Annotated in this window: 20 protein-coding genes and 4 pseudogenes; 17 read left to right on the top strand and 7 right to left on the bottom strand. The window is 44.4% G+C overall.

Features of this window, described 5'->3' with window-relative positions; genetic code table 11:
- The first annotated feature begins 6 nt into the window (after positions 1-6).
- The 5 genes from KH172YL63_RS11665 (at position 7) to KH172YL63_RS11645 (ending at position 4,453) form a co-directional block, all read left to right on the top strand.
- Positions 7-795 carry a hypothetical protein gene (locus KH172YL63_RS11665; protein WP_173106263.1) on the top strand — a complete coding sequence of 263 codons (789 nt, stop codon included), beginning with the start codon at positions 7-9 and terminating at the stop codon, positions 793-795.
- A 2-nt stretch (positions 796-797) separates the two neighbouring features.
- Positions 798-1,253 carry a hypothetical protein gene (locus tag KH172YL63_RS11660; RefSeq protein ID WP_173108148.1) on the top strand — a complete coding sequence of 152 codons (456 nt, stop codon included), beginning with the start codon at positions 798-800 and terminating at the stop codon, positions 1,251-1,253.
- 133 nt (positions 1,254-1,386) lie between these two features.
- Positions 1,387-3,174, top strand: coding sequence for a M3 family oligoendopeptidase (locus tag KH172YL63_RS11655; protein WP_173106262.1), 1,788 nt, complete (start codon positions 1,387-1,389; stop codon positions 3,172-3,174).
- A gap of 295 nt (positions 3,175-3,469) precedes the next feature.
- Complete coding sequence (locus tag KH172YL63_RS11650) at positions 3,470-4,174, top strand: DUF2711 family protein (protein WP_173106261.1); 705 nt, start codon at positions 3,470-3,472, stop codon at positions 4,172-4,174.
- Between the two features lie 24 nt (positions 4,175-4,198).
- On the top strand, positions 4,199-4,453 hold the full coding sequence (locus KH172YL63_RS11645; protein WP_173106260.1) for a phosphatase: 255 nt from the start codon (positions 4,199-4,201) through the stop codon (positions 4,451-4,453).
- 63 nt (positions 4,454-4,516) lie between these two features.
- Here KH172YL63_RS11645 and ahpF read toward each other — a convergent pair whose 3' ends face one another.
- The 3 genes from ahpF to KH172YL63_RS11630 all read right to left on the bottom strand — a co-directional run bounded on the left by ahpF (position 4,517) and on the right by KH172YL63_RS11630 (position 8,036).
- The gene (gene ahpF / locus KH172YL63_RS11640; protein ID WP_173106259.1) at positions 4,517-6,043 is read right to left on the bottom strand and encodes an alkyl hydroperoxide reductase subunit F; all 1,527 of its coding nucleotides are present in this window, start codon (positions 6,041-6,043) and stop codon (positions 4,517-4,519) included.
- Between the two features lie 12 nt (positions 6,044-6,055).
- Positions 6,056-6,619 carry an alkyl hydroperoxide reductase subunit C gene (gene ahpC, locus KH172YL63_RS11635; RefSeq protein WP_173106258.1) on the bottom strand — a complete coding sequence of 188 codons (564 nt, stop codon included), beginning with the start codon at positions 6,617-6,619 and terminating at the stop codon, positions 6,056-6,058.
- A 232-nt stretch (positions 6,620-6,851) separates the two neighbouring features.
- Positions 6,852-8,036: an MFS transporter gene (locus KH172YL63_RS11630; protein WP_173106257.1), complete on the bottom strand. Its 1,185-nt coding sequence runs from the start codon at positions 8,034-8,036 to the stop codon at positions 6,852-6,854.
- 364 nt (positions 8,037-8,400) lie between these two features.
- Between KH172YL63_RS11630 and KH172YL63_RS11625 the strand changes: the two are divergent.
- From KH172YL63_RS11625 to KH172YL63_RS11615, 3 pseudogenes are all read left to right on the top strand, one after another.
- Positions 8,401-8,625 (top strand): annotated as a pseudogene (locus KH172YL63_RS11625) (KGG domain-containing protein); the annotation flags it as partial.
- Between the two features lie 91 nt (positions 8,626-8,716).
- Positions 8,717-8,953, top strand: a pseudogene (locus tag KH172YL63_RS11620) (KGG domain-containing protein); the annotation flags it as partial.
- A 98-nt stretch (positions 8,954-9,051) separates the two neighbouring features.
- A pseudogene (locus tag KH172YL63_RS11615) lies at positions 9,052-9,267 on the top strand (KGG domain-containing protein); the annotation flags it as partial.
- A gap of 187 nt (positions 9,268-9,454) precedes the next feature.
- Here KH172YL63_RS11615 and KH172YL63_RS11610 read toward each other — a convergent pair.
- Positions 9,455-9,688, bottom strand: coding sequence for a PIN domain-containing protein (locus KH172YL63_RS11610; protein ID WP_173106253.1), 234 nt, complete (start codon positions 9,686-9,688; stop codon positions 9,455-9,457).
- A 361-nt stretch (positions 9,689-10,049) separates the two neighbouring features.
- Here KH172YL63_RS11610 and KH172YL63_RS11605 point away from each other — a divergent pair, with 361 nt between their 5' ends.
- The 7 genes from KH172YL63_RS11605 to KH172YL63_RS11575 all read left to right on the top strand — a co-directional run bounded on the left by KH172YL63_RS11605 (position 10,050) and on the right by KH172YL63_RS11575 (position 15,200).
- Positions 10,050-11,519, top strand: a complete 1,470-nt coding sequence (locus KH172YL63_RS11605; protein ID WP_173106252.1) for an FAD-dependent oxidoreductase — start codon at positions 10,050-10,052, stop codon at positions 11,517-11,519.
- A gap of 309 nt (positions 11,520-11,828) precedes the next feature.
- Positions 11,829-12,404 carry a LysE family translocator gene (locus tag KH172YL63_RS11600; RefSeq protein ID WP_173106251.1) on the top strand — a complete coding sequence of 192 codons (576 nt, stop codon included), beginning with the start codon at positions 11,829-11,831 and terminating at the stop codon, positions 12,402-12,404.
- A 12-nt stretch (positions 12,405-12,416) separates the two neighbouring features.
- Entirely contained in the window at positions 12,417-13,211 is a 795-nt protein-coding gene (locus tag KH172YL63_RS11595; RefSeq protein ID WP_173106250.1) for an AraC family transcriptional regulator, read from the top strand.
- 5 nt (positions 13,212-13,216) lie between these two features.
- Positions 13,217-13,981 (top strand): GNAT family N-acetyltransferase, encoded by a 765-nt coding sequence (locus tag KH172YL63_RS11590; protein ID WP_173106249.1) that lies wholly within the window; start codon positions 13,217-13,219, stop codon positions 13,979-13,981.
- 27 nt (positions 13,982-14,008) lie between these two features.
- Entirely contained in the window at positions 14,009-14,236 is a 228-nt protein-coding gene (locus tag KH172YL63_RS11585; RefSeq protein ID WP_173106248.1) for a hypothetical protein, read from the top strand.
- A gap of 161 nt (positions 14,237-14,397) precedes the next feature.
- Positions 14,398-14,772: a hypothetical protein gene (locus KH172YL63_RS11580; RefSeq protein ID WP_173106247.1), complete on the top strand. Its 375-nt coding sequence runs from the start codon at positions 14,398-14,400 to the stop codon at positions 14,770-14,772.
- Between the two features lie 14 nt (positions 14,773-14,786).
- Positions 14,787-15,200 (top strand): hypothetical protein, encoded by a 414-nt coding sequence (locus KH172YL63_RS11575; RefSeq protein ID WP_173106246.1) that lies wholly within the window; start codon positions 14,787-14,789, stop codon positions 15,198-15,200.
- A 22-nt stretch (positions 15,201-15,222) separates the two neighbouring features.
- Here KH172YL63_RS11575 and KH172YL63_RS21620 read toward each other — a convergent pair.
- The 3 genes and pseudogenes from KH172YL63_RS21620 to KH172YL63_RS11565 all read right to left on the bottom strand — a co-directional run.
- A pseudogene (locus KH172YL63_RS21620) lies at positions 15,223-15,354 on the bottom strand (DUF6366 family protein); the annotation flags it as partial.
- Between the two features lie 268 nt (positions 15,355-15,622).
- Positions 15,623-16,198, bottom strand: a complete 576-nt coding sequence (locus tag KH172YL63_RS11570; protein ID WP_173106245.1) for a TetR/AcrR family transcriptional regulator — start codon at positions 16,196-16,198, stop codon at positions 15,623-15,625.
- Between the two features lie 38 nt (positions 16,199-16,236).
- Positions 16,237-17,106: a DMT family transporter gene (locus KH172YL63_RS11565; RefSeq protein ID WP_173106244.1), complete on the bottom strand. Its 870-nt coding sequence runs from the start codon at positions 17,104-17,106 to the stop codon at positions 16,237-16,239.
- Positions 17,107-17,288: 182 nt separating this feature from the next.
- Between KH172YL63_RS11565 and KH172YL63_RS11560 the strand changes: the two genes are divergently transcribed.
- Positions 17,289-18,161 carry an ABC transporter ATP-binding protein gene (locus KH172YL63_RS11560; protein ID WP_173106243.1) on the top strand — a complete coding sequence of 291 codons (873 nt, stop codon included), beginning with the start codon at positions 17,289-17,291 and terminating at the stop codon, positions 18,159-18,161.
- Between the two features lie 14 nt (positions 18,162-18,175).
- Complete coding sequence (locus KH172YL63_RS11555) at positions 18,176-18,973, top strand: ABC transporter permease subunit (protein WP_232066003.1); 798 nt, start codon at positions 18,176-18,178, stop codon at positions 18,971-18,973.
- The last annotated feature ends 2 nt before the right edge of the window (positions 18,974-18,975 follow it).

The following is an 18,975-nucleotide window of genomic DNA, read 5'->3' as shown; positions in this document are numbered from 1 at the left end:
CTCTTAGTGGATAATTATTCAAACGATAACACGGCCAGACGGTATAAAGCTCACGTCAGTATTCTAGGCACGACCCAAATCCATTTAAGAAACCCTTATATTATAGCGTGGTGGTCCGTATCTTTCCCAGGCTTCGGCCACTTGCTTTTATCAAAATATATAAGGGGGTTTCTATTGCTGGCATGGGAAGTCATAATCAATTTAAAGGCCCATGTAAACTTGGCGATGATTTATTCGTTCCAGGGAAATATACCGATGGCGAAAGAGGTTTTGAATACACAGTGGCTATTGATTTATATTCCTGTCTACATATTTGCTATTTGGGACAGTTATAGGACAACGGTAGATTTAAATAATATATATATATTATCTGAAAGGGAAGATCATCGAATCAATTCATTTAGCATGGGAGCATTGGAAATTAATTATTTGGATAAAAGGAACCCGTTCTTAGCGGCTTTATGGTCATTTTTTATGCCTGGTTTGGGGCAGTTGTACATTCACAGAATCATAACAGCTTTTGTCGTGGTCGTTTGGAGTGTAATATTTTTTTATTATTCTCATATGCTGGAGGGGATCTCCCTTTTGTTCCTCGGAGAGATCAAGCATGCGACTGAAGTCCTGGATCCAGAATGGCTTCTTATGTTTCCTTCATTGTATGGTTTTGCGATTTTCGATGCATATATGAATACTGTTGAAAATAACAAACTTTTTGAAAAGGAACAGAGACGATTTCTAATGAAAAACTACCAAGCGAAGACATTCTCTATTACTAAAGGAACAAAGGTTTTATGAGTATGCAGATCTTTTCAACTTTTGAAAATCAAATTTTTTTAGAAATTGCTATCGTCAATTTAGAGAAAATAGGGATTAAAAGGGAAGATATATTCGCTGTTCCACTGGATAATCCAACAGAAAGCAGAAAGATCTTCGATACGATTCACAGGTCTGACGGGATTTCTATGATAGATATTGCCTTACCTCTTGCAACCGCATTTGCGGTCATTACTGCAAGCATTGGCTTTGAACTTAAATGGGGACCAATATATTGGGGGCTTATCGGTGCGGTGAGCGGTTTTCTTATAGGCTTTGTCATTCGCTTATTTCTAGTCTTAAAATCTAATAATAAACGTTTAAAAGGAAAGCCGTCCGAAGTCATTCTGATAGTAGATTGTGATGAAACGAATGGTAAGAATGTCGAGAAAATCCTCTGGGAGCATTATGCCTTAGGAGTGGCCACAGTCTTGAAATGAAGGATATTTAAATGTACGGGTCCAGATTCATTCTGGACTTTTTTTATTGTAAAAGCATTTTCTCAGTCTTAAGAGGGATGAAATATTTTCCATATATCTTTAAAATAAATAAAAGAGAAGGGAGGAATCGTTGTTGAAGAAATTAAGAATGAGAAAATGGGATTTACTAAATGTACGCCCTGGATATGAAGGCATAGATCTTTATAAACAAATATTGGATATGATCTCACAAATAGATCAAACCCAACAGCATATAGAAGGAATAGAAAGTCCTGAAATCAAAGAGCTGGTCATGATTAATAACCGGATCCAGGATCTATATACGCAGGTATTCCACATGGACGAATATCTATTTTGCCTATATGCAGAAGATGTGCACGACGTTGAGAATCAAGCGCTTGCTGATCATGGTAACAGGATGAAGGCGAGAATGGATACCCTTATGCTTGCGTATTCACATTTCCTTGCCGACATACCGGAAGAAGAGTGGCATTTGTTCATACAACATCCGGAGGTGTCAGGAACGGAAGGGTTTTTGACCGAAAAGAGACAGAGGGTGAAAGATCTGTTGGCACCTGAGATAGAGAAAGTGATCCATTCCTTATCGGTTCACGGGTTTGAAGGTTGGGTCGATCAGTATGAACAGGAATATGCAAAGCTTACAGTACCAGTGAGGAATGGAGAGCAAACAGAACATATTCCAATCGAAAGGGCATATATTTCCGCTGTGCTTGCCGACGACCGTGGGACAAGGCAGGAGATCGCTTCAACATTGACTATGGTGTGTAAGGAAAATGCAGAGCGATTCGCATCAATCTTCAACCATTTTGCCGGATATCGAAATGAGCTGTATCGTTTGAGGGGATGGGAACAGCCGTTGAAAGAAATGCTTGAACAGAACAGGATCAGTGAAGAATCGATTGACAGTATGATGAATGTTCTTCATAAGCAAAAAGGAATGGTTCAGTCCTTTTTAGAAAGGAAGGCGCAGCTTATCGGTGTGGAAAAGGTGAGCTGGTACGATTTATACGCGCCGACCTTTACGGCAAAAACGACCTTGACGTACGAGGATGCAATGGATATTGTGGTGAAACAATTTTACGGTTTTAGTGACAAACTGGGGAAATTTGCGGAAAGAGCATTTGAAGAAGGATGGGTGGATGCGGAACCTCTGTATTGCAAGCGTCACGGCGCATTTTGTGCATCATTTCCCCGTTCTAAGGAAAGTAGGGTGATGCTTTCTTTTACAGGCAATTATCAAGACGTCGTCACCCTTGCCCATGAACTCGGGCACGCCTATCATAATTCTCTTCTTCATGAAGAACCGGGTTTTTCACACAATGTTGGTACAGGGCTCGCTGAAACGGCTTCAACATTTGCGGAAAACCTTGTGCTGGACGCTGCGATCGAGGCCGCGGAAACTGTGGAGGACCGTCTCTCTTTGCTTGAAATGAAAATCACAAACGGGTTGAAATATATAGCGTATATCACTGGAAAGTTTGAATTTGAGCAGGCGTTTTATGAAAAAAGAAGTCACGGAAAGCTATCGGCCGGGGAGATTGTTCAGCTTATGGAGAAAACGGAAAGGGACTGGTTTGGGGATGCCTTAGAAGATGTCCATCCGTACAACTGGATGACCATCGCCCATTTCTTTAATACGGAAAAAGCATTTTACAACCTCCCGTATACAATCGGGTATTTATTCAGCAACGGCATCTACTCACTTTACCAGCAAGAAAAGCAATCTTTTTCTGAGCGGTATGACAAGCTTTTGAGGCAATCAGGGAATCGTACGATGGAAGATCTGGGAGAAGCATTCCTCCAAAGTGACCTGCGGGACGCCTCATTTTGGGAAGCGTCAATAGAGCCGTTACAGGCAGCGTTGGATCAATTTATGGTAGAAACAGAGAAATATATTTGAATGGGAAAAAGTTTATTATGCTGAAGCGAATTATTGATAAAGTGATATATTATGTGTTTACAGCGTTAATTTTTTCCATCTTGTTTAAAATAGTAATTTCCTTCTGGGATACCTTTGTGCCGTGGAATTACAAGACGGATTTGATCGGATTGTTTTTCGTCATTCCTGTACTGGCAGGAGTATCATTTATTCTGTCGGGGCTGTTAATTGAGTATTTGAGGAAGAGATGAAGAGGGGATGCAGATCGTTCACTGGTGAAAGAGTGAATCCAAGGATTTGAAAAGGAGAGATTGCAATGGGGGAAACGAGAATTCTGCCTGAACCTTATCGATATGCGGTATGTGCGGAAGCTGGTATGCCGATTAAAGAGTTTTATAAAGGTGAGTTTGAGGAAGTTTATATTTTTTTCCATCCGTTCATTAAGCCCGTCACGATTGATTATGAACTTTTTAACCCAGATACCTATCCGCTAAGAAGATCAGTATTGGAGCACTGCAGGGAAGTGACATGGAATGAGTTTATGATAAAATCAGGGTTATCTTCCACTTCGGAAGTGGACATTGGTCTCAGGACAATCATCTGTGGGTTAAATAAAAAGTATGAAAATAAAGCGTATGCCAATCTCATCTTGGAGGCGTGTGAAGATCATAAGATTGTGTACCCGGCAGAAGGCCTGTTTCCGGATCATTCTGTGAACGATTTGCTGGCAGCCTTACAACAAGAAGGGTACGAATGGATATGGTGCGGTGATGAATTCTGCACAAGACGAAAGCTTGAATATATAGAAGATTGCCGGGAGGATAATGGTACGATTCTTGACAGGGAATGCAGAAATCTGTTCACACATGATCATAAGATTCTCATCACGACTCACTGGGACAGCCATTTTTCAATGATTTGCGGCGAAAAAGATACGATTAAGAGGATGGTTGAAGCAAGTAATCTGGAGGGGTTCTTTTGTGATGAAAAAACGGAGATTCATTGGAGTCTACAGAACTAGCAGACTCCAAATGGAGGAAGTAAGATGAAATCTATGATACTGGGATTGTCGAGTTTGTTCATCGCGTCCATTTTATATGGAGCAACCCTGATCGCTGCAGCCGTCTATTCAGGTTGGCTGGTGGAAGAAGGGGGACTCGGATGGGATTCCAGGTATGGTGTGTTCGGAACGGCGATTAGGGAAGTGGGGATGATGCCGTTGATCCTAACAGGCATTTTAACTGTTAGTGGGGGATATTTACTTTGGGTATCAGCGAAGGGAAGTACTGTTAAACAATAAAATATTAGTCTATACAAAAGGTCCGTCCCTCACTGCAGTGAGGGACGGACCTTTATGTGTTATTTAGTTGCGGATAAGGTAGTCGAATGCGCCTAGTGCGGCGTTTGCTCCGGATCCCATGGAGATGATGATCTGGTTGTATGGGCTGTCTGTACAGTCACCTGCCGCGAATACGCCAGGGATGTTGGTAGCACCATGTTTGTCGACTACGATTTCGCCGAATTTCGTGCGTTCTACAAGGTCGCCAAGCCAGTCTGTGTTTGGAACAAGACCGATTTGAACGAATACGCCTTGAAGTTCGATATGTTTCATTTCATGAGTGTCACGGTCGGTATAGGAAATACCGTTCACTTTGTCCGTGCCAGTGATTTCCTGCGTTTGGACGTTTGTTAAAACCGTCACATTCGGTAAGCTGTGAAGACGCTTTTGTAATACGTCGTCCGCTTTCAGTTCTGGATTGAACTCAAGTACCGTTACGTGTTTGACGATTCCTGCAAGGTCGATGGCTGCTTCGACACCGGAGTTTCCTCCGCCGATGACAGCAACATCTTTCCCTTCGAACAATGGTCCGTCACAGTGAGGGCAGTATGCCACTCCTTTGTTTTTGAACTCTTGTTCGCCCGGAACGCCGATATTACGCCAGCGTGCACCTGTTGAGATGATCAAACTTTTACTCTTAAGGACTGCTCCGTTTTCAAGCTCAAGCTCGACCATGTCTTTCTTCTCAAGACGGCTTGCACGTTGAAGATTCATGACATCAATGCCGTATTCCTTCACGTGTTCTTCAAGACTTGCAACGAGCTTCGGTCCTTCAGTGTGCTTGACGCTGATGAAGTTTTCGATGCTCATTGTATCAAGTACCTGACCGCCGAAGCGTTCAGCGACGATTCCTGTGCGGATTCCTTTACGTGCCGCATAGATTGCAGCACTTGCTCCAGCCGGTCCGCCACCTACAACCAATACATCATACGGATCTTTGCCGGATAGCTCATCTGCACCGGGACCTTCTACGATCTTGGCAAGAATCTCTTCAAGTGTCGTACGGCCTCCGTTGAAGAACTCAGCATTCAAGTAGACAGCTGGAACAGCCATGACGTTCTTCCGTTCCACTTCTTCCTTGAAGGCAGCTCCGTCGATCATTGTATGGGTGATGTTCGGATTAAGTACACTCATGATGTTCAGTGCCTGAACAACATCAGGACAGTTATGGCAGCTTAGGCTGACATATGTTTCGAAGTGGTGTTCGCCAGTGACGCTCTTGATCTGGTCGATGACGCTTTGATCCACTTTAGGCGCTCTGCCGCTCACTTGGAGGAGGGCAAGAACGAGGGATGTGAATTCATGTCCAAGAGGAATCCCGGCAAACGTGATACCGGTTTCTTCACCAGGACGATTCACAGAGAAGCTTGGTGTTCTTGGCAGTTTTGCTTTTTCAACACTGATGCGGGATGACATCGAAGAGAGCTCGTCTACAAGAGCGAGCATCTCCTTTGAAGTGTCATCGTCACCTGCACTGACTTTCAGGACGATATCGCCTTCCATCATTTGCAGGTACTGTTCTAATTGTGCTTTAATGTCTGCTTCTAGCATACGAGGCACTCCTTATAATTTTCCAACTAAATCAAGGCTTGGCTTAAGTGTTTCTGAACCTTCTTGCCATTTAGCTGGGCAAACTTCGCCTGGATTGTTGCGTACGTATTGAGCTGCTTTGATTTTGCTTACTAAGATGTCAGCATCACGGCCGATTCCGCCTGCATTGACCTCAAGAGCTTGGATAACACCATCTGGATCGATGATGAATGTACCGCGGTCAGCAAGACCATCTTCTTCATTCAATACATCGAAACCGCGTGTGATGCGTTGAGACGGGTCACCGATCATAGCGTATTTGATTTTACCGATTTTTTCAGAGCTGTCGTGCCAGCCTTTATGTGTAAAGTGAGTATCTGTAGACACTGAGTATACTTCTACTCCAAGTTCTTTAAGTGTTTCGTAGTTATTTTGAAGGTCTTCAAGTTCTGTCGGGCATACAAATGTGAAATCTGCAGGGTAGAAGCAGAAGATGCTCCATTGACCTTTCAGGCTTTCGTCTGTAACAGTGATGAACTCACCATCTTTGAATGCTTCTGCTTTAAATGGTACGACTTGTGAACCGATTAATGACATAATGTAAATTCCTCCTAGTAGTGTTTGATTGAGAATCATTAACAGATTGTAATAATTCTAATTCGATATTCATTATTATATATTAGGGTAGTTTTGTCAAGAAGAAGAACAAAGTTTTTAGGATTTTTTGCCGAAAGATGCCGAATAATATTAAAAGATTCGACAATCGGGGAAGGGAAGAGCTGCCGGATTACATGCCCATCCCATTAAAGTATTTACGGAAGTCAGTCGTTCAATACACCTTTATTTTACCTAAACTTCGTGAAATGCCAAGCGAAACGGTCGTGACCAGAAGAATCATCATGACAACGCCATTCCAGTCATAGAGATGATAAAACATACCGCTCGCTGTGCCGCCGATGCTCGACCCTGCATAATAGGCAAACAGGTAGAGAGCCGAGGCCTGTGCCTTGTCCTTGACCGCCAGACGACCTACCCAGCTGCTTGCAATCGAATGTGCGGCGAAGAAGCCGAAAGTAAAGACGGCGATCCCGATGATCTTCACAATGATATGTGGATGCAGGCTTGAGATGACACCAAAGAGCATGATCACAATAGAAAGGGGAAGGATTTTATCTTTACCATATGTATCGGCAAGCATCCCCATCCAGGTCGAGCTGAAAGTTCCTACAATATATACGATGAAAATAAAACCGACGATCGTCTGACTGAATTCGTAAGGAGGTCCGGTCAGTTCAAAGCCGATGTAATTATAGAGGGAAACAAATCCCCCCATTAAGAGAAACCCGACAAGAAAAAGAAACGGAAGCCCTTTGACGTGGAATTGACCAATGAAAGAACTGAACAGCGATCTCCATTTAAAGAGCCGCCGGGAAAAATGAGCCGATGGAGGAAGGAGTGAGACAAATATAAATGAAGACAACAAGCTGATCACTCCAACACCAATCAGGGCAATATGCCAGTTGTAGTGATCAGTGAGAATACCGCTGATGATCCGTCCCGACATCCCCCCTACAGAATTCCCGCTGATGTATAACCCCATGGCCATACCGAGGCTTCTTGCCTCGATCTCCTCGCTTAAATACGCCATAGCAACGGCCGGCAGCCCTGCAAGCGTGACACCCTGGAGCACCCTTCCAATCACAAGGAGATGAAAATCAGACGCGAATCCGGTGAGAATCGCAAGGATGGAAGAAGCGAATAAAGAGAATGTCATCACGGCTTTCCTTCCATAAACATCTGAAAGGGAGCCGGCGATCAACAGACTGAGCGCAAGGGCGATGGTCGCAGATGACTGGCTGAGACTTGATTGTGCCGGAGACAGATTGAACTCCCTTGCAATCTCCGGAAGGATCGGCTGAGTGCCCCACAGAATGGCGAATGTACTGAATCCCCCGGCAAAAAGGGCAAGGTTTGCATAAGTGAATCTGGATGTCCCGCGTTCTATATAATGCATTGAGCAAACCTCCTTTAGGGATGAAAATAGATTTTGAGATGAAAACTTTCAGTTGCATCGTATTAATTGTGATTTGAAGAAGGAAGAGATGATAGAGGGGGTATTGGCAGTAAGTAAAGATTTAGAGGAATGGTTTTTAATTGAAAGCGGTGAGTGCCCGGCTCCCTTGGGGAAGCGAACATTTAGAGTGGTAATCTATCACTACTCGATTGTTTGACAGAATAGGGAACTCACTAGTCGGTATAAAAAATATTACAAAAATGTTAAAAACATCCAAACTCGGTTTGGGTTTCTGTGAGAAAGGTATATTACCAATGTACAAGCGTACAACATCATATTCACTAACCATAAGGAGGATTTATTCATGTCAAACAGTAACAACAGTAACAGCAACAACAGCAATAACAACAAAATGAGTTACGAAGAAGCCGGCCGCAAAGGCGGGGAAAAAACAGCAAGAAATCATGACAAGGAATTCTACCAGGAAATCGGTGAAAAGGGTGGAGAAGCAACATCTGAGAACCACAACAAAGAATTTTATCAGGAAATCGGATCTAAAGGCGGCAGCCAGTCAGGCAGCTCGAATAATAGCAATTAAAAGCATGAACCCATTTTATAGAAAATCAGCATGAAATTTCAAATATTTAAGATCAAACACATACATTTAGGAGGAAAGTATCATGGCAAACAGCAGCAATAGCAGTTCTAACACGAATAATAGTAATAGCAACAACAGCAACAATAACAACAAAATGAGCTACGAAGAAGCAGGCCGCAAAGGCGGGGAAAAGACAGCGAGAACTCACGACAAGGAATTTTATCAAGAAATCGGTGAAAAAGGCGGAGAAGCGACGTCTGAAAACCACAACAAAGAGTTCTATCAGGAAATCGGCGCTAAAGGCGGAAGTCAGTCAAGCGGATCCGGCAATTCAAATAATAGCAACTAATCTATCACAGTACATGCTCAACATCCAACCAACCAATCAAACTAATCAATCTTGAGGAGGAAGAAATCATGGCAAACAGTAATAATAACAACAGCAACAGCAATAACAGCAACAACAACAATAACAACAAGATGAGCTACGAAGAAGCAGGCCGCAAAGGCGGGGAAAAAACAGCGAGAACCCACGACAAGGAATTCTATCAGGAAATTGGTGAAAAAGGCGGAGAAGCGACGTCTGAAAATCACAACAAAAAATTCTATCAGGAAATCGGCGCGAAAGGCGGCAGCCAGTCCGGCGGATCAAACAGCTCAAACAGCTCAAACAGCTCAAACAGCTCAAACAGCTCAAACAGCTCAAACAGCTCAAACAGCTCCAATAATTAAATCTCAATATACTTAGAGAAAACTAAAAACACCTGCCTACAAAGCGGCAGGTGTTTTTGTGTTGCATCTATCTTTCAGATGAAAGCCTCTAGGAGGTACTTTTCATATTTGGTAATAATAGCATCAGAACAGACATGGCAGAAGGGATGTCCTGATAAAGTTCTTCCCGGTCCTGATGAAGGATGACAAATGAGTTCAATTCCTTGGAGTATGAAAGCAGCAATACTTCAGAATCATGTTCAGAAAATGAATGGGTGATATCACATTCAGAAAAAGCTTGCAGCGTTTGCAGCATGATAAGCAATTCACGATTTTCTGACATTATTATTCTCTCCTCTCGTAGAAAAGGCAAGGAATTTGTCTGAATATACATAATTTTAACACAATAGAGAGATTTTTGTAAGAGAGGAAGTCCCAATGTATTGATAATTTATTTAAAAATGCGAACAAGCTGGGATACGCTATCAAATAGTATGTTCAACGAGATTGTCGAATGGCGTATGTGACACAGTTCGATTGATAAGAGGGACGGACCTTCTTTACCTTGAGGTCCGTCCCTCTTCATTGTCACAAAATATACACAAGGGGGTATATTGATTTATCGTTCAAATGGCATATAATAAAGGTGTAAGAAACATTGTGAAAGATTTAACAAACTAGTTGCCGGGAAGAGGGGAAGTCAGATGAAGAAGAAAATCGTGATTGTTGGTGGAGTAGCCGGAGGAGCAACAGCTGCTGCGAGGCTGCGCCGGTTGAGTGAGGAAGATGAGATTGTTTTGGTCGAAAAGGGTGAATACATTTCTTTCGCCAATTGCGGCCTTCCGTATTATATAGGTGAAGTTATCACGAACCGTGATGCACTGCTCGTTCAGACAGTGGAAGGGATGAGCAGAAAATTCAACCTGGATATCCGGAATTTGAGCGAAGTCGTGGAAATCAACCGCGACCGTAACACCGTATCCATCAAGAAAGTCGCAACGGGCGAAATCTATGAAGATAGTTACGATAAACTCATATTATCTCCAGGTGCACGTCCTATTGTCCCGCCACTTGCAGGATTGAGTGAAGCGGAGAATGTCTTTACGCTTCGGAACGTACCTGATACCGACAGGATCAAAGCATGGGTCGATGAGAAGTCGCCGAAAGACGCGGTGATTATCGGCGGCGGCTTCATTGGTCTTGAAATGGCCGAGAACCTTCATCATCGTGGTGTGAACGTGACAGTGGTGGAACTTGGGGATCAGGTGATGGCACCGATCGATTACGAAATGGCTTCTCTTGTTCATCGTGAACTGCGCAGCGAAGGAGTCGAGCTGTATCTGAACGACGGTGTGAAGGAATTTAAACATGACGGCCGGACGATCGTGCTCCAGAGCGGCAGGGAAATCACGAGCGATCTGACCATCCTCTCCATCGGCGTGAGACCGGAAAATGAACTGGCGCAAAAAGCGGGATTGTCCCTCGGCGACAGGGGAGGCATTGTGGTGAACAGCCACCTTCAAACAGATGATCCAGATATTTATGCCATCGGCGATGCGATTGAAGTGAAAGACTTTGTACAGGGTACTCCTGCTATGATCCCCCTTGCCTGGCCTGCGAATCGTCAGGGGCGTCTGGCGGCCGACCATATAAACGGCAAAGATGCAGCGTATAATGGAAGCCTCGGCACGTCTGTTGCGAAAGTATTCGATTTGACCGTTGCAGCGACCGGTAATAATGAAAAAGTGCTGAAAAGATTAGAATTTATCCCTATGAAGCGAAGCTGCATATCCCGCCCGGCATCCAACGCCGCCTATCGATGGAAATTGCAAATGGTCAATCCTGTTAATATGGCCGGTTACGTGGCAGGAAATGTAGTGGACGGTGATTTGAGCATTGTTCATCATCATGAAATCGATGAGATCGTGAAAAAAGGCGGTTACCTGATCGACGTCAGGGAACCGGAAGAAGTGGAAGCAGGCTTCATCACCGGAGCAGTCAACATTCCCCTCGGTGAACTGAGGGAAAGACTGCAGGAACTGCCAAACCAGCATATCTACGTGAACTGCCAGGTGGGATTGAGAGGCTATTTAGCTACTAAAATTCTGACCAACAACGGCTTTGAGGCAAGCAACTTAAGCGGCGGCTATAAAACGTATATGTTGGGAAAATGATAGATTGTGATAAGAGAGACGCTCCTGTTTTTCATAGGTTTGACTGGTCAATACAGAGGTCCGTCCCTCAAAAGAGGATTTTTTCTCATTTGATAGAATAGTGTATAGGGGAGTAGGGTAGTAGTGGGGGGCGAGGTGAAAATTCGCTTACATCTTACCGGGAATCTTGGAAGGGATTCAGCCAGCTTATGTTGAGGATGGCTTGGTGGATTGAAGGGAATGTTGCGGAAAAGCTGCAATAATGTACTATAACCCCCACACCACTCAGATGTATGCTTACATGAGAATACCTCGAGGGGAGTTTTTTTCATGAATGCTGCATCTTTTCTGTTTTATTGTGTGATTGTGACGTTCACGCCGGGGCCGACGAATATCATCATTTTGTCCACGGTTCAACGGTACGGGACGAGGAAGGCGATGGAATATACGTACGGGGCAACGATTGCGTTTGGGTTATTGCTTGCCCTTTCAGCATTGTTGAACAGCTTGTTGATGACGGTGATCCCGAAGCTGTTGATCGTGATGCAGGTCATCGGAAGCTTGTATATGATTTATCTTGCCTATCAGGTGTGCAAAAAGGATGCAGGGAAGAAATCTGTGGAGCTCCCGGCTACGTTCAGGTCCGGATTTTACATGCAGTTTCTGAATCCGAAGGTGGTGCTGTTTACGATGACGGTCATTCCGAGCTTCATCCTGCCCCACTATGTGGCATTTCCCGAGGTGACGGCAGGGGTGCTGGTGATTACGGTCATCGGGTTTGCCGCTTTTCTTACTTGGGTGTTGTTCGGTACGATTTTTAAAGCTTTTTTAAGAAGGCATACGAAGACGGTGAATGTTCTGATGGCGCTGTTTCTTTGTTATTCGGCAGTGATGATTTGGATGTAGGGGGTGGGATAATTGGACACATTTACGTATCGGAAGGGAGCCGGCATTACGGCACTTTCTGCCACGATGACAGATTTCTCATACAAGAAGCATGCCCACCGGGAGTATGCGATCGGGGTCACGCTCCGCGGTATCCAGCACTATCACCTCGACGGCAGCCTGCACCTATCCCATCCAAAGGGCGTAATGCTGTTCAACCCTGAACAGGCACATGACGGGATGGCCCATACGGAAGAGGGACTGCAGTATGTGATGCTCTACATTCCCCCTGAATTGCTGCTGGAAGCGACCGGGAGGAAAGAACTCATCCGTTTCAGCGTTCCGCTCGTCTATGATTCCACGATTGAAAGGAGGATCGTCACCCTTGCAGAGGCGATCCTAAGCGGGCAGGATGAAGCTCTGTGCAATGAATACTTTCTTTCTTTAACTGATCGTTTATCGGAAACGAACCTGACTTTTCCTGATAAAAAGGATTCGGGCCTGATCGGGAAAGCAAAGGACATGATGCAAGGGAGTCTGGAAGGGGTATTGAAGCTTGATGAGATTTCAGCAGAGCTTGAGATGTCAAAATTCAAGTTCATCCGCTTATTCAAACAGCATACAGGCGTCTCACCCTACCAATATTTCCTCAATGGCAAAGTCGAAAGGGCCAAAGGGTTAATAGAGCAGGAACGGGATATCTATTCAGCGGTTGCACAATGCGGATTTGTGGACCTTGCTCATCTGAACAAACATTTTAAAAGTGTGTACGGAACGACGGCATTTGAATATATGTCTCATATAAGTCATAAAGCGTGTAGGAGGTAACAGCCATGATCAACCAACAGCTCGTCATCAATAATTTCGCACATAAAATCAATCTTTTTACAAGAGCGGTAGGCGGGACCCTTCTGCACAAGGAAGACTTCCTGCTCGCAGATACCGGGATTCCGACCGATACACATAATGTCCTGCTGTCACTGGCAGCGAGAGTTGAAAATCTTACTTTCATCCAAGAGGGACTGAACAGATTGAGGGAGAAAGGCTTCCCCTTCAGTGCGTGGATCGACAGCCGCTTCGTCTCGGACAACTGGAAAGCATTACTGGGTGAATTCAATCTGGCAGAAGCCGAGCGTTCTTCCATGATGAAACTGGAGCAGACGGTGGGAATTCAACCTGTCAAACAAGAGGACCTTTTGATTGAGAAGGTAAACGGACCGGACGGACTCAAGGATTATGCGGACATTTTATTGAGCCTGTTTGCAGGAACAGAGGAAAGAAATGCCCTGGGTCAGTACTTTCGTCAGGTATCCGCTGGCATACTCTTAAAGAATGTACATATGTATATCGGCCGTCATGAGAATGAGGTCGTTTCAACGGGTCTCTTCATAGATGATGGAGCGTGTTACGGAATCTATGATCTGATGACGGCAGGGAGCCACAGGCAGAAGGGGTATGGGAGCACTATGTTCCGCCACCTGTTGAGTGAAATGCCTGATAAACATAAGGAGGTTGTCCTGCTTGCATCACAGGACGGGAAGAGACTTTATGAGCGGTTCGGCTTTGAAGAAGTCGGAGAGATGATTGTGTATGAATAGGTTGGTGAGTTGCAGAGGGGTGCTTCAGTGAATAAACAATTTTTTATCATCATTCCAGTCGCTTTCCTGCTTATCGTGGCTCTGGTTTACACCGGTCCATTTGAGCAGGCGCTTTGGCTTCGGTTCGTGTATGTATTCTTTACAGCCGTATTCGCTCAAGCCGCCTACAGAAATGGTAACCGGCTGCAGTTCACGGTTATTTCTATTTGTTTACTGGTCGGATTGAGTTCGATTGTGATGACACTAGCAGGATAAGCTCTACATAACCAGGGGAACGCACTGTGCTTGACAGACAGTGCGTTTTCACTGCTTGGAGGGAAATGTTTAATTAATAAGTTGTGTTTGGAAAAATATGCTAAGATTGAAGTAGCTAAATCAATACAGACTCCGAGCAAAAAACTAATGGAGGAGAAGGGATGAATGTCTTAAAGAAACTACTCTTTTTCAGTATGAGCTTCTTCCTGGTGACCATGTCAGGATGCGGGCAACCAACCTACACCTATAAAGGGGAAGGTGACGATTGGGAAGGGACGTATGTCAGCAATCAAACGAAAAACACCGAAAATGGAGAATTCAGGTTTGGTTACACAGGTGAAGGCGAAGTGGGGAAGCTCGACTATAAAATCATATCCCATTCTGGAGAAAACAGCGGCCATATCGTTGTGGATGGAAAAACGTTTACTCATTCTACAGGCTGCTCAGGCTGTGCCAAACCGGGAGAACATGATGAATTTCAAGTAGTGATTGAGTGGGACGCTAAGAAGGATGAGTTTACGCTGAAGAGAAAATAGGGCGTGATCATCCAATGAATGTAGGTGACAGGATGAAAAGATTATTGGCAATCTTAACTGTAATATTAGTATTAACTGTTGGATTTATAGGGTTAAAGTTTGGCAGTGCTTTGACGCAAGAAGGAAATCCCGTTCCTTATCTAAAGGCAATTATTCAATATGAACTTAGCGGAGTAAGCTTTAAAGAAGTGGTTGAAAACCAATACCACATAAGATATGTTTCCGGATCGAAGGAACAGGACCCTTATAGGCCTGTTAAAGATTTTATGAAAAATCACGGGTGGGCTTTTAAAGAACAAATCGGTTCAGGGCTTGTATTTGTCAAGGATGGTGGGCGTGTCACGGTTGAGACCCGACAGTATTCGGAGAGTTATGATTTGTGGGATGTACCGAAAGAGATTGAAGGGTCCAATAACACCAGGGAGTAGATGTGAGGGAATAACATTTTCATTAAAAACACAGTAAAAATATTATTGTCCCCAAAATCAACAGAAGCAGGGAAATGCCTGTTGTTTTCCAGTTCATACTCCCCACTAAATCAGCCAGGTTGTTCATTCCCTTGCCTGGGCTCTTTTTGAGTTCCTGCTGTCTTACAAGACGTTTTCAAGAGGGACAGGGAGGAGCTTGCAAAGCTGTTCGGCAGGTATTCAATTTCCGTCGGTGTGCTTACGATGATCCTGCCGTTTGGGCTTGTATATGTTGGGGATGTTATTAAGACGGTTTAAATGCAATTTCTTGTCGCTTCGCCGATTTCTCTAGGAATCTTTGTAATGGGAATAAGATAAAATAAAGGATTCCGATATACTAGAAAAGCCAGGGTGACGCCGCACCCTGGCTTTTTCTTATCTATTTATTTATTTGCTTCTATCAACAGTACAGCTGTTTCTTTTGCTGATTGCACACCTCTTTGTGAGAGGTTCATGGAAAAAGTGACTGTGACACCTTCATGAAGGATGAGCAATCTTTCGCTGATATCTTCAGCATCGGTTAGATTCAACTCCTGGAGGAATGACGAGAATAGTTGTTTTAGCCATTGTTTTTCTTCAAGGATAACCGTTTTTCCAGGATGGTTGTCTTCCGTCAGTTCTGCCAGTGCATTGACAAATGCGCATCCCCTTTGATTGTGCTGGTTCAACCAACTTTCCAGCGCATCGAATATGGTGAGGATTTTCTGCAGGGGCTCTTGGTCCGGAACTGCTTGTAGATAGCCGGTAAGATGGTTTTTCCATTGTTGATCTCGGTTTTTTAAGTATGCAACGATTAATTGCTCTTTGGAACCGAAACGGTCATACAGTGTCTTTTTTGTCACGCCTGCTTCATTCGCAATGGTTTCGACACCGATTGAATGGATTCCTTTCCAATAAAATAAGTCGGAAGCTGCCTCTAGGATCCTTTTAGCGGCAGGCGTCATTTTGGTGTTTTCCATACACTTCACACCCTTTTACAGTTCTTCGAAAAGTAATATCATCTTTTTCTAATAATCACTACACCTATCATACATACTATCATTCCTGCAATTGTAAGAAAACCGATTGTATCACCGAACATGACATATGCCCAGATCATTGTGACGGGAGGCGTGAGATAGAGGAGGCTGCTCACCCTGGTCACACTGCCTATTTTCAGGTTGAACCAATAAAATCCATAGCCGCCAATTGTTGAAAACCCCGCCAACCATGCAATCGCCATCCAGAAATCTGGGGATGAAGGAGGCATTGCCTGATCTGTGAATATGCCGAGACCGGTGAAAAGGAGTGCGCTGATCACCGTTTGGATGGGCAGTGCATCTGCAAGAGAAACAGGATTCTGGATTCTTTTTTCGAAAAAAGTGGCAAACACGAGGGAGAGCATGGCGAAGAATGAAAGTCCATAAGCCCACAGGGGAATGTGACGACCTCCGCCTAAATCAGCATATACCACAAATAAGACGCCAAAAATTCCAAGAAATAAGCCTACCCATTGCTTGCTGGTGGTCGTTTCTTTCAAGATGGGACCGGCCAAGGCTGCTGCGACGATCGGCTGAAGCGTCGTGATCAAATTTGATGTCCCGGCCGAAACCCCTTGTTCCACGGATAGAAATACGCAGAATAGGTAGCCTCCCTGAGCGAACAAACCGATCATGCTTTGTGTGATGACGCTTTTGATGGAAAATCTTTTTCGTTGTGTCCATCCCCACCATATAGCCAAAACCACGCTGGCCACAATGAACCGCCACATTAGAACCGTCATCGAATTGGCTTCCTCCGTTCCGAGACGGGCTCCAATAAAGCCAGAACTCCACATAAGAATGAACCCAACTGCAGCGAAGAAATGTTTCTGTTGTTTAGTTATCAAAATAATTCCTCCTTAATTAAACCGTTCGGTATACTTTATCAATATGTAACCATACCGGTCGGTTTACTGTCAACTATATTCATTTGAGGAAGGTGGCGAAAAAAGTATTGACTAATGAGTCAATCTACTTTTATAATCAAATTGACTAACCAGTCAATACATCCTCAAAAGGGGTCATGATGATGAATGTAATTGAAATGAAAGAGCTGACAAAGGCGTATAGAAAGGGTCGTGGAATTGAAGATGTGACTTTTTCCATTCAGGAAGGGGAGATCTTCGGGTTCATCGGTCCGAACGGGGCGGGGAAGAGTACGACGATCAGGACGCTTCTGAACTTTCTCCAGCCGACAGGCGGCCACGCGACGGTGTTTGGGAAGGACATTACGACCGACTCGAAGGAAATCCGGAAACGGGTTGGGTATCTGCCGTCAGAGGTGCATTATTACGATGATATGAAGGCGATCGACCTGCTGCTGTATTCGGCAAAGTTTCATCAGTATAAGAACACGGACAGAATTCATGAACTGGCAGCAAGGCTGCAGCTTGATCTTCATAAGAAAATTGAAGATTTGTCGTTCGGAAATCGGAAAAAGGTCGGGATCATTCAGGCGATTCTTCATGAGCCGAAGCTGTTGATCCTCGATGAACCGACCGGTGGATTGGATCCGTTGATGCAAAATGTGTTCTTTGAGCTGTTGGAGGAAGAAAACAGAAAAGGAGCGACGATCTTCTTCTCGTCACATATTCTGAGTGAAGTGCAGAAGCTGTGTGACAGGGTGGCGATCATCAAGGAAGGCAGGCTGGTTGCCGTCGAAAAGGTGGAGACGCTCACGAAAAATAATCTGAAGCGGATCCATATGGTGGTGGAAACTGAAGATCTTGCAGAACTTGAATTTGCCGGCATCAAGGAATGCAGGCAAAACGGCAAGGAGATCAATCTACTTTATAACGGAAAAGTGAAGGAACTCCTCGGGCACCTGCACGGGATGGATATCGTGGATGTGACGATTGAGGAACCATCGTTGGAAGAAGTGTTCATGCATTTTTATGAATAGGAGAGGTGAAGGAAATGTTGGTGTATAAACGTGAGTTAAAGAAAAATATGAAGTCACTGATCATCTGGGGTGTGGTCATCGGGGGCTTGATTCTGATGACGTTGAGCATTTTTCCCCAGTTTTCGAAAGAGCAGGAAACGATGACTCAGTTCCTCGATGCGTATCCTGAGGAATTCAAAAAGGCATTCAGCATGGACCGATTGGATCTCGGGACGATCGTCGGCTATTACGGGATGCAGGTTCACATGTATACGACGCTGCTAGGCAGTCTGTTCGCCGTGATGCTGTCGTCGAACATCATTGCCAAGGAAGAGAATGAAAAGACGATAGAGTTCCTTCTGTCAAAGCCGGTTTCCCGGGCACGGATTGTGGCGGAAAAGGCAATGGCGGTCGTCACGAATATCCTGCTCCTTAATGGGGTGATTGTGATCATCAGCTTGATCGGCTTTCAGTTTGCGGATGAAAGAATGCCGTTTAAGATACATGCTGTATTCATCGGAGCAACGATCCTGATTCATTTGACGTTCGCGGCAATCGCGTTCCTGCTGTCTGCGGTGATGAAGAAATCCCGTACGATTACGGCAGCTTCCCTCGGTGTTGTATTCATTTCATACATTTTAAGCATCATGTCTGGCATCTCAGAGGATTTGGATATGTTAAAATATATAAGTGTATTCAAATACGTCGATGCGCCGGAGCTTATTGCCGATCAGGCTCTCAGTCCGCTTTACTTATTGATCATGACAGGAATCATCCTCCTCGGTGGAGTAGGCACATTCCTTCATTACAATAGGAAAGATATCGCATCGTAATG

The sequence above is a fragment of the Bacillus sp. KH172YL63 genome (genome assembly GCF_011398925.1).
Lineage (GTDB): Bacteria > Bacillota > Bacilli > Bacillales > Bacillaceae_B > Rossellomorea.
Note: the sequence above shows the minus strand (reverse complement) of the source record. Positions and strands in the feature narration are given on the sequence as shown.

Bases quoted from the DNA above. Each gene is read 5' to 3' on its own strand.
- KH172YL63_RS11580 (WP_173106247.1), top strand. From the start codon at position 14,398: ATGAATGTCTTAAAGAAACTACTCTTTTTCAGTATGAGCTTCTTCCTG.
- KH172YL63_RS11610 (WP_173106253.1), bottom strand. From the start codon at position 9,688: ATGTCAGAAAATCGTGAATTGCTTATCATGCTGCAAACGCTGCAAGCT.
- ahpF (WP_173106259.1), bottom strand. From the start codon at position 6,043: ATGCTAGAAGCAGACATTAAAGCACAATTAGAACAGTACCTGCAAATG.
- KH172YL63_RS11660 (WP_173108148.1), top strand. From the start codon at position 798: ATGCAGATCTTTTCAACTTTTGAAAATCAAATTTTTTTAGAAATTGCT.
- KH172YL63_RS11555 (WP_232066003.1), top strand. From the start codon at position 18,176: ATGTTGGTGTATAAACGTGAGTTAAAGAAAAATATGAAGTCACTGATC.
- KH172YL63_RS11650 (WP_173106261.1), top strand. From the start codon at position 3,470: ATGGGGGAAACGAGAATTCTGCCTGAACCTTATCGATATGCGGTATGT.
- KH172YL63_RS11575 (WP_173106246.1), top strand. From the start codon at position 14,787: ATGAATGTAGGTGACAGGATGAAAAGATTATTGGCAATCTTAACTGTA.
- KH172YL63_RS11630 (WP_173106257.1), bottom strand. From the start codon at position 8,036: ATGCATTATATAGAACGCGGGACATCCAGATTCACTTATGCAAACCTT.
- ahpC (WP_173106258.1), bottom strand. From the start codon at position 6,619: ATGTCATTAATCGGTTCACAAGTCGTACCATTTAAAGCAGAAGCATTC.
- KH172YL63_RS11560 (WP_173106243.1), top strand. From the start codon at position 17,289: ATGAATGTAATTGAAATGAAAGAGCTGACAAAGGCGTATAGAAAGGGT.
- KH172YL63_RS11570 (WP_173106245.1), bottom strand. From the start codon at position 16,198: ATGGAAAACACCAAAATGACGCCTGCCGCTAAAAGGATCCTAGAGGCA.
- KH172YL63_RS11590 (WP_173106249.1), top strand. From the start codon at position 13,217: ATGATCAACCAACAGCTCGTCATCAATAATTTCGCACATAAAATCAAT.
- KH172YL63_RS11645 (WP_173106260.1), top strand. From the start codon at position 4,199: ATGAAATCTATGATACTGGGATTGTCGAGTTTGTTCATCGCGTCCATT.
- KH172YL63_RS11600 (WP_173106251.1), top strand. From the start codon at position 11,829: ATGAATGCTGCATCTTTTCTGTTTTATTGTGTGATTGTGACGTTCACG.
- KH172YL63_RS11605 (WP_173106252.1), top strand. From the start codon at position 10,050: ATGAAGAAGAAAATCGTGATTGTTGGTGGAGTAGCCGGAGGAGCAACA.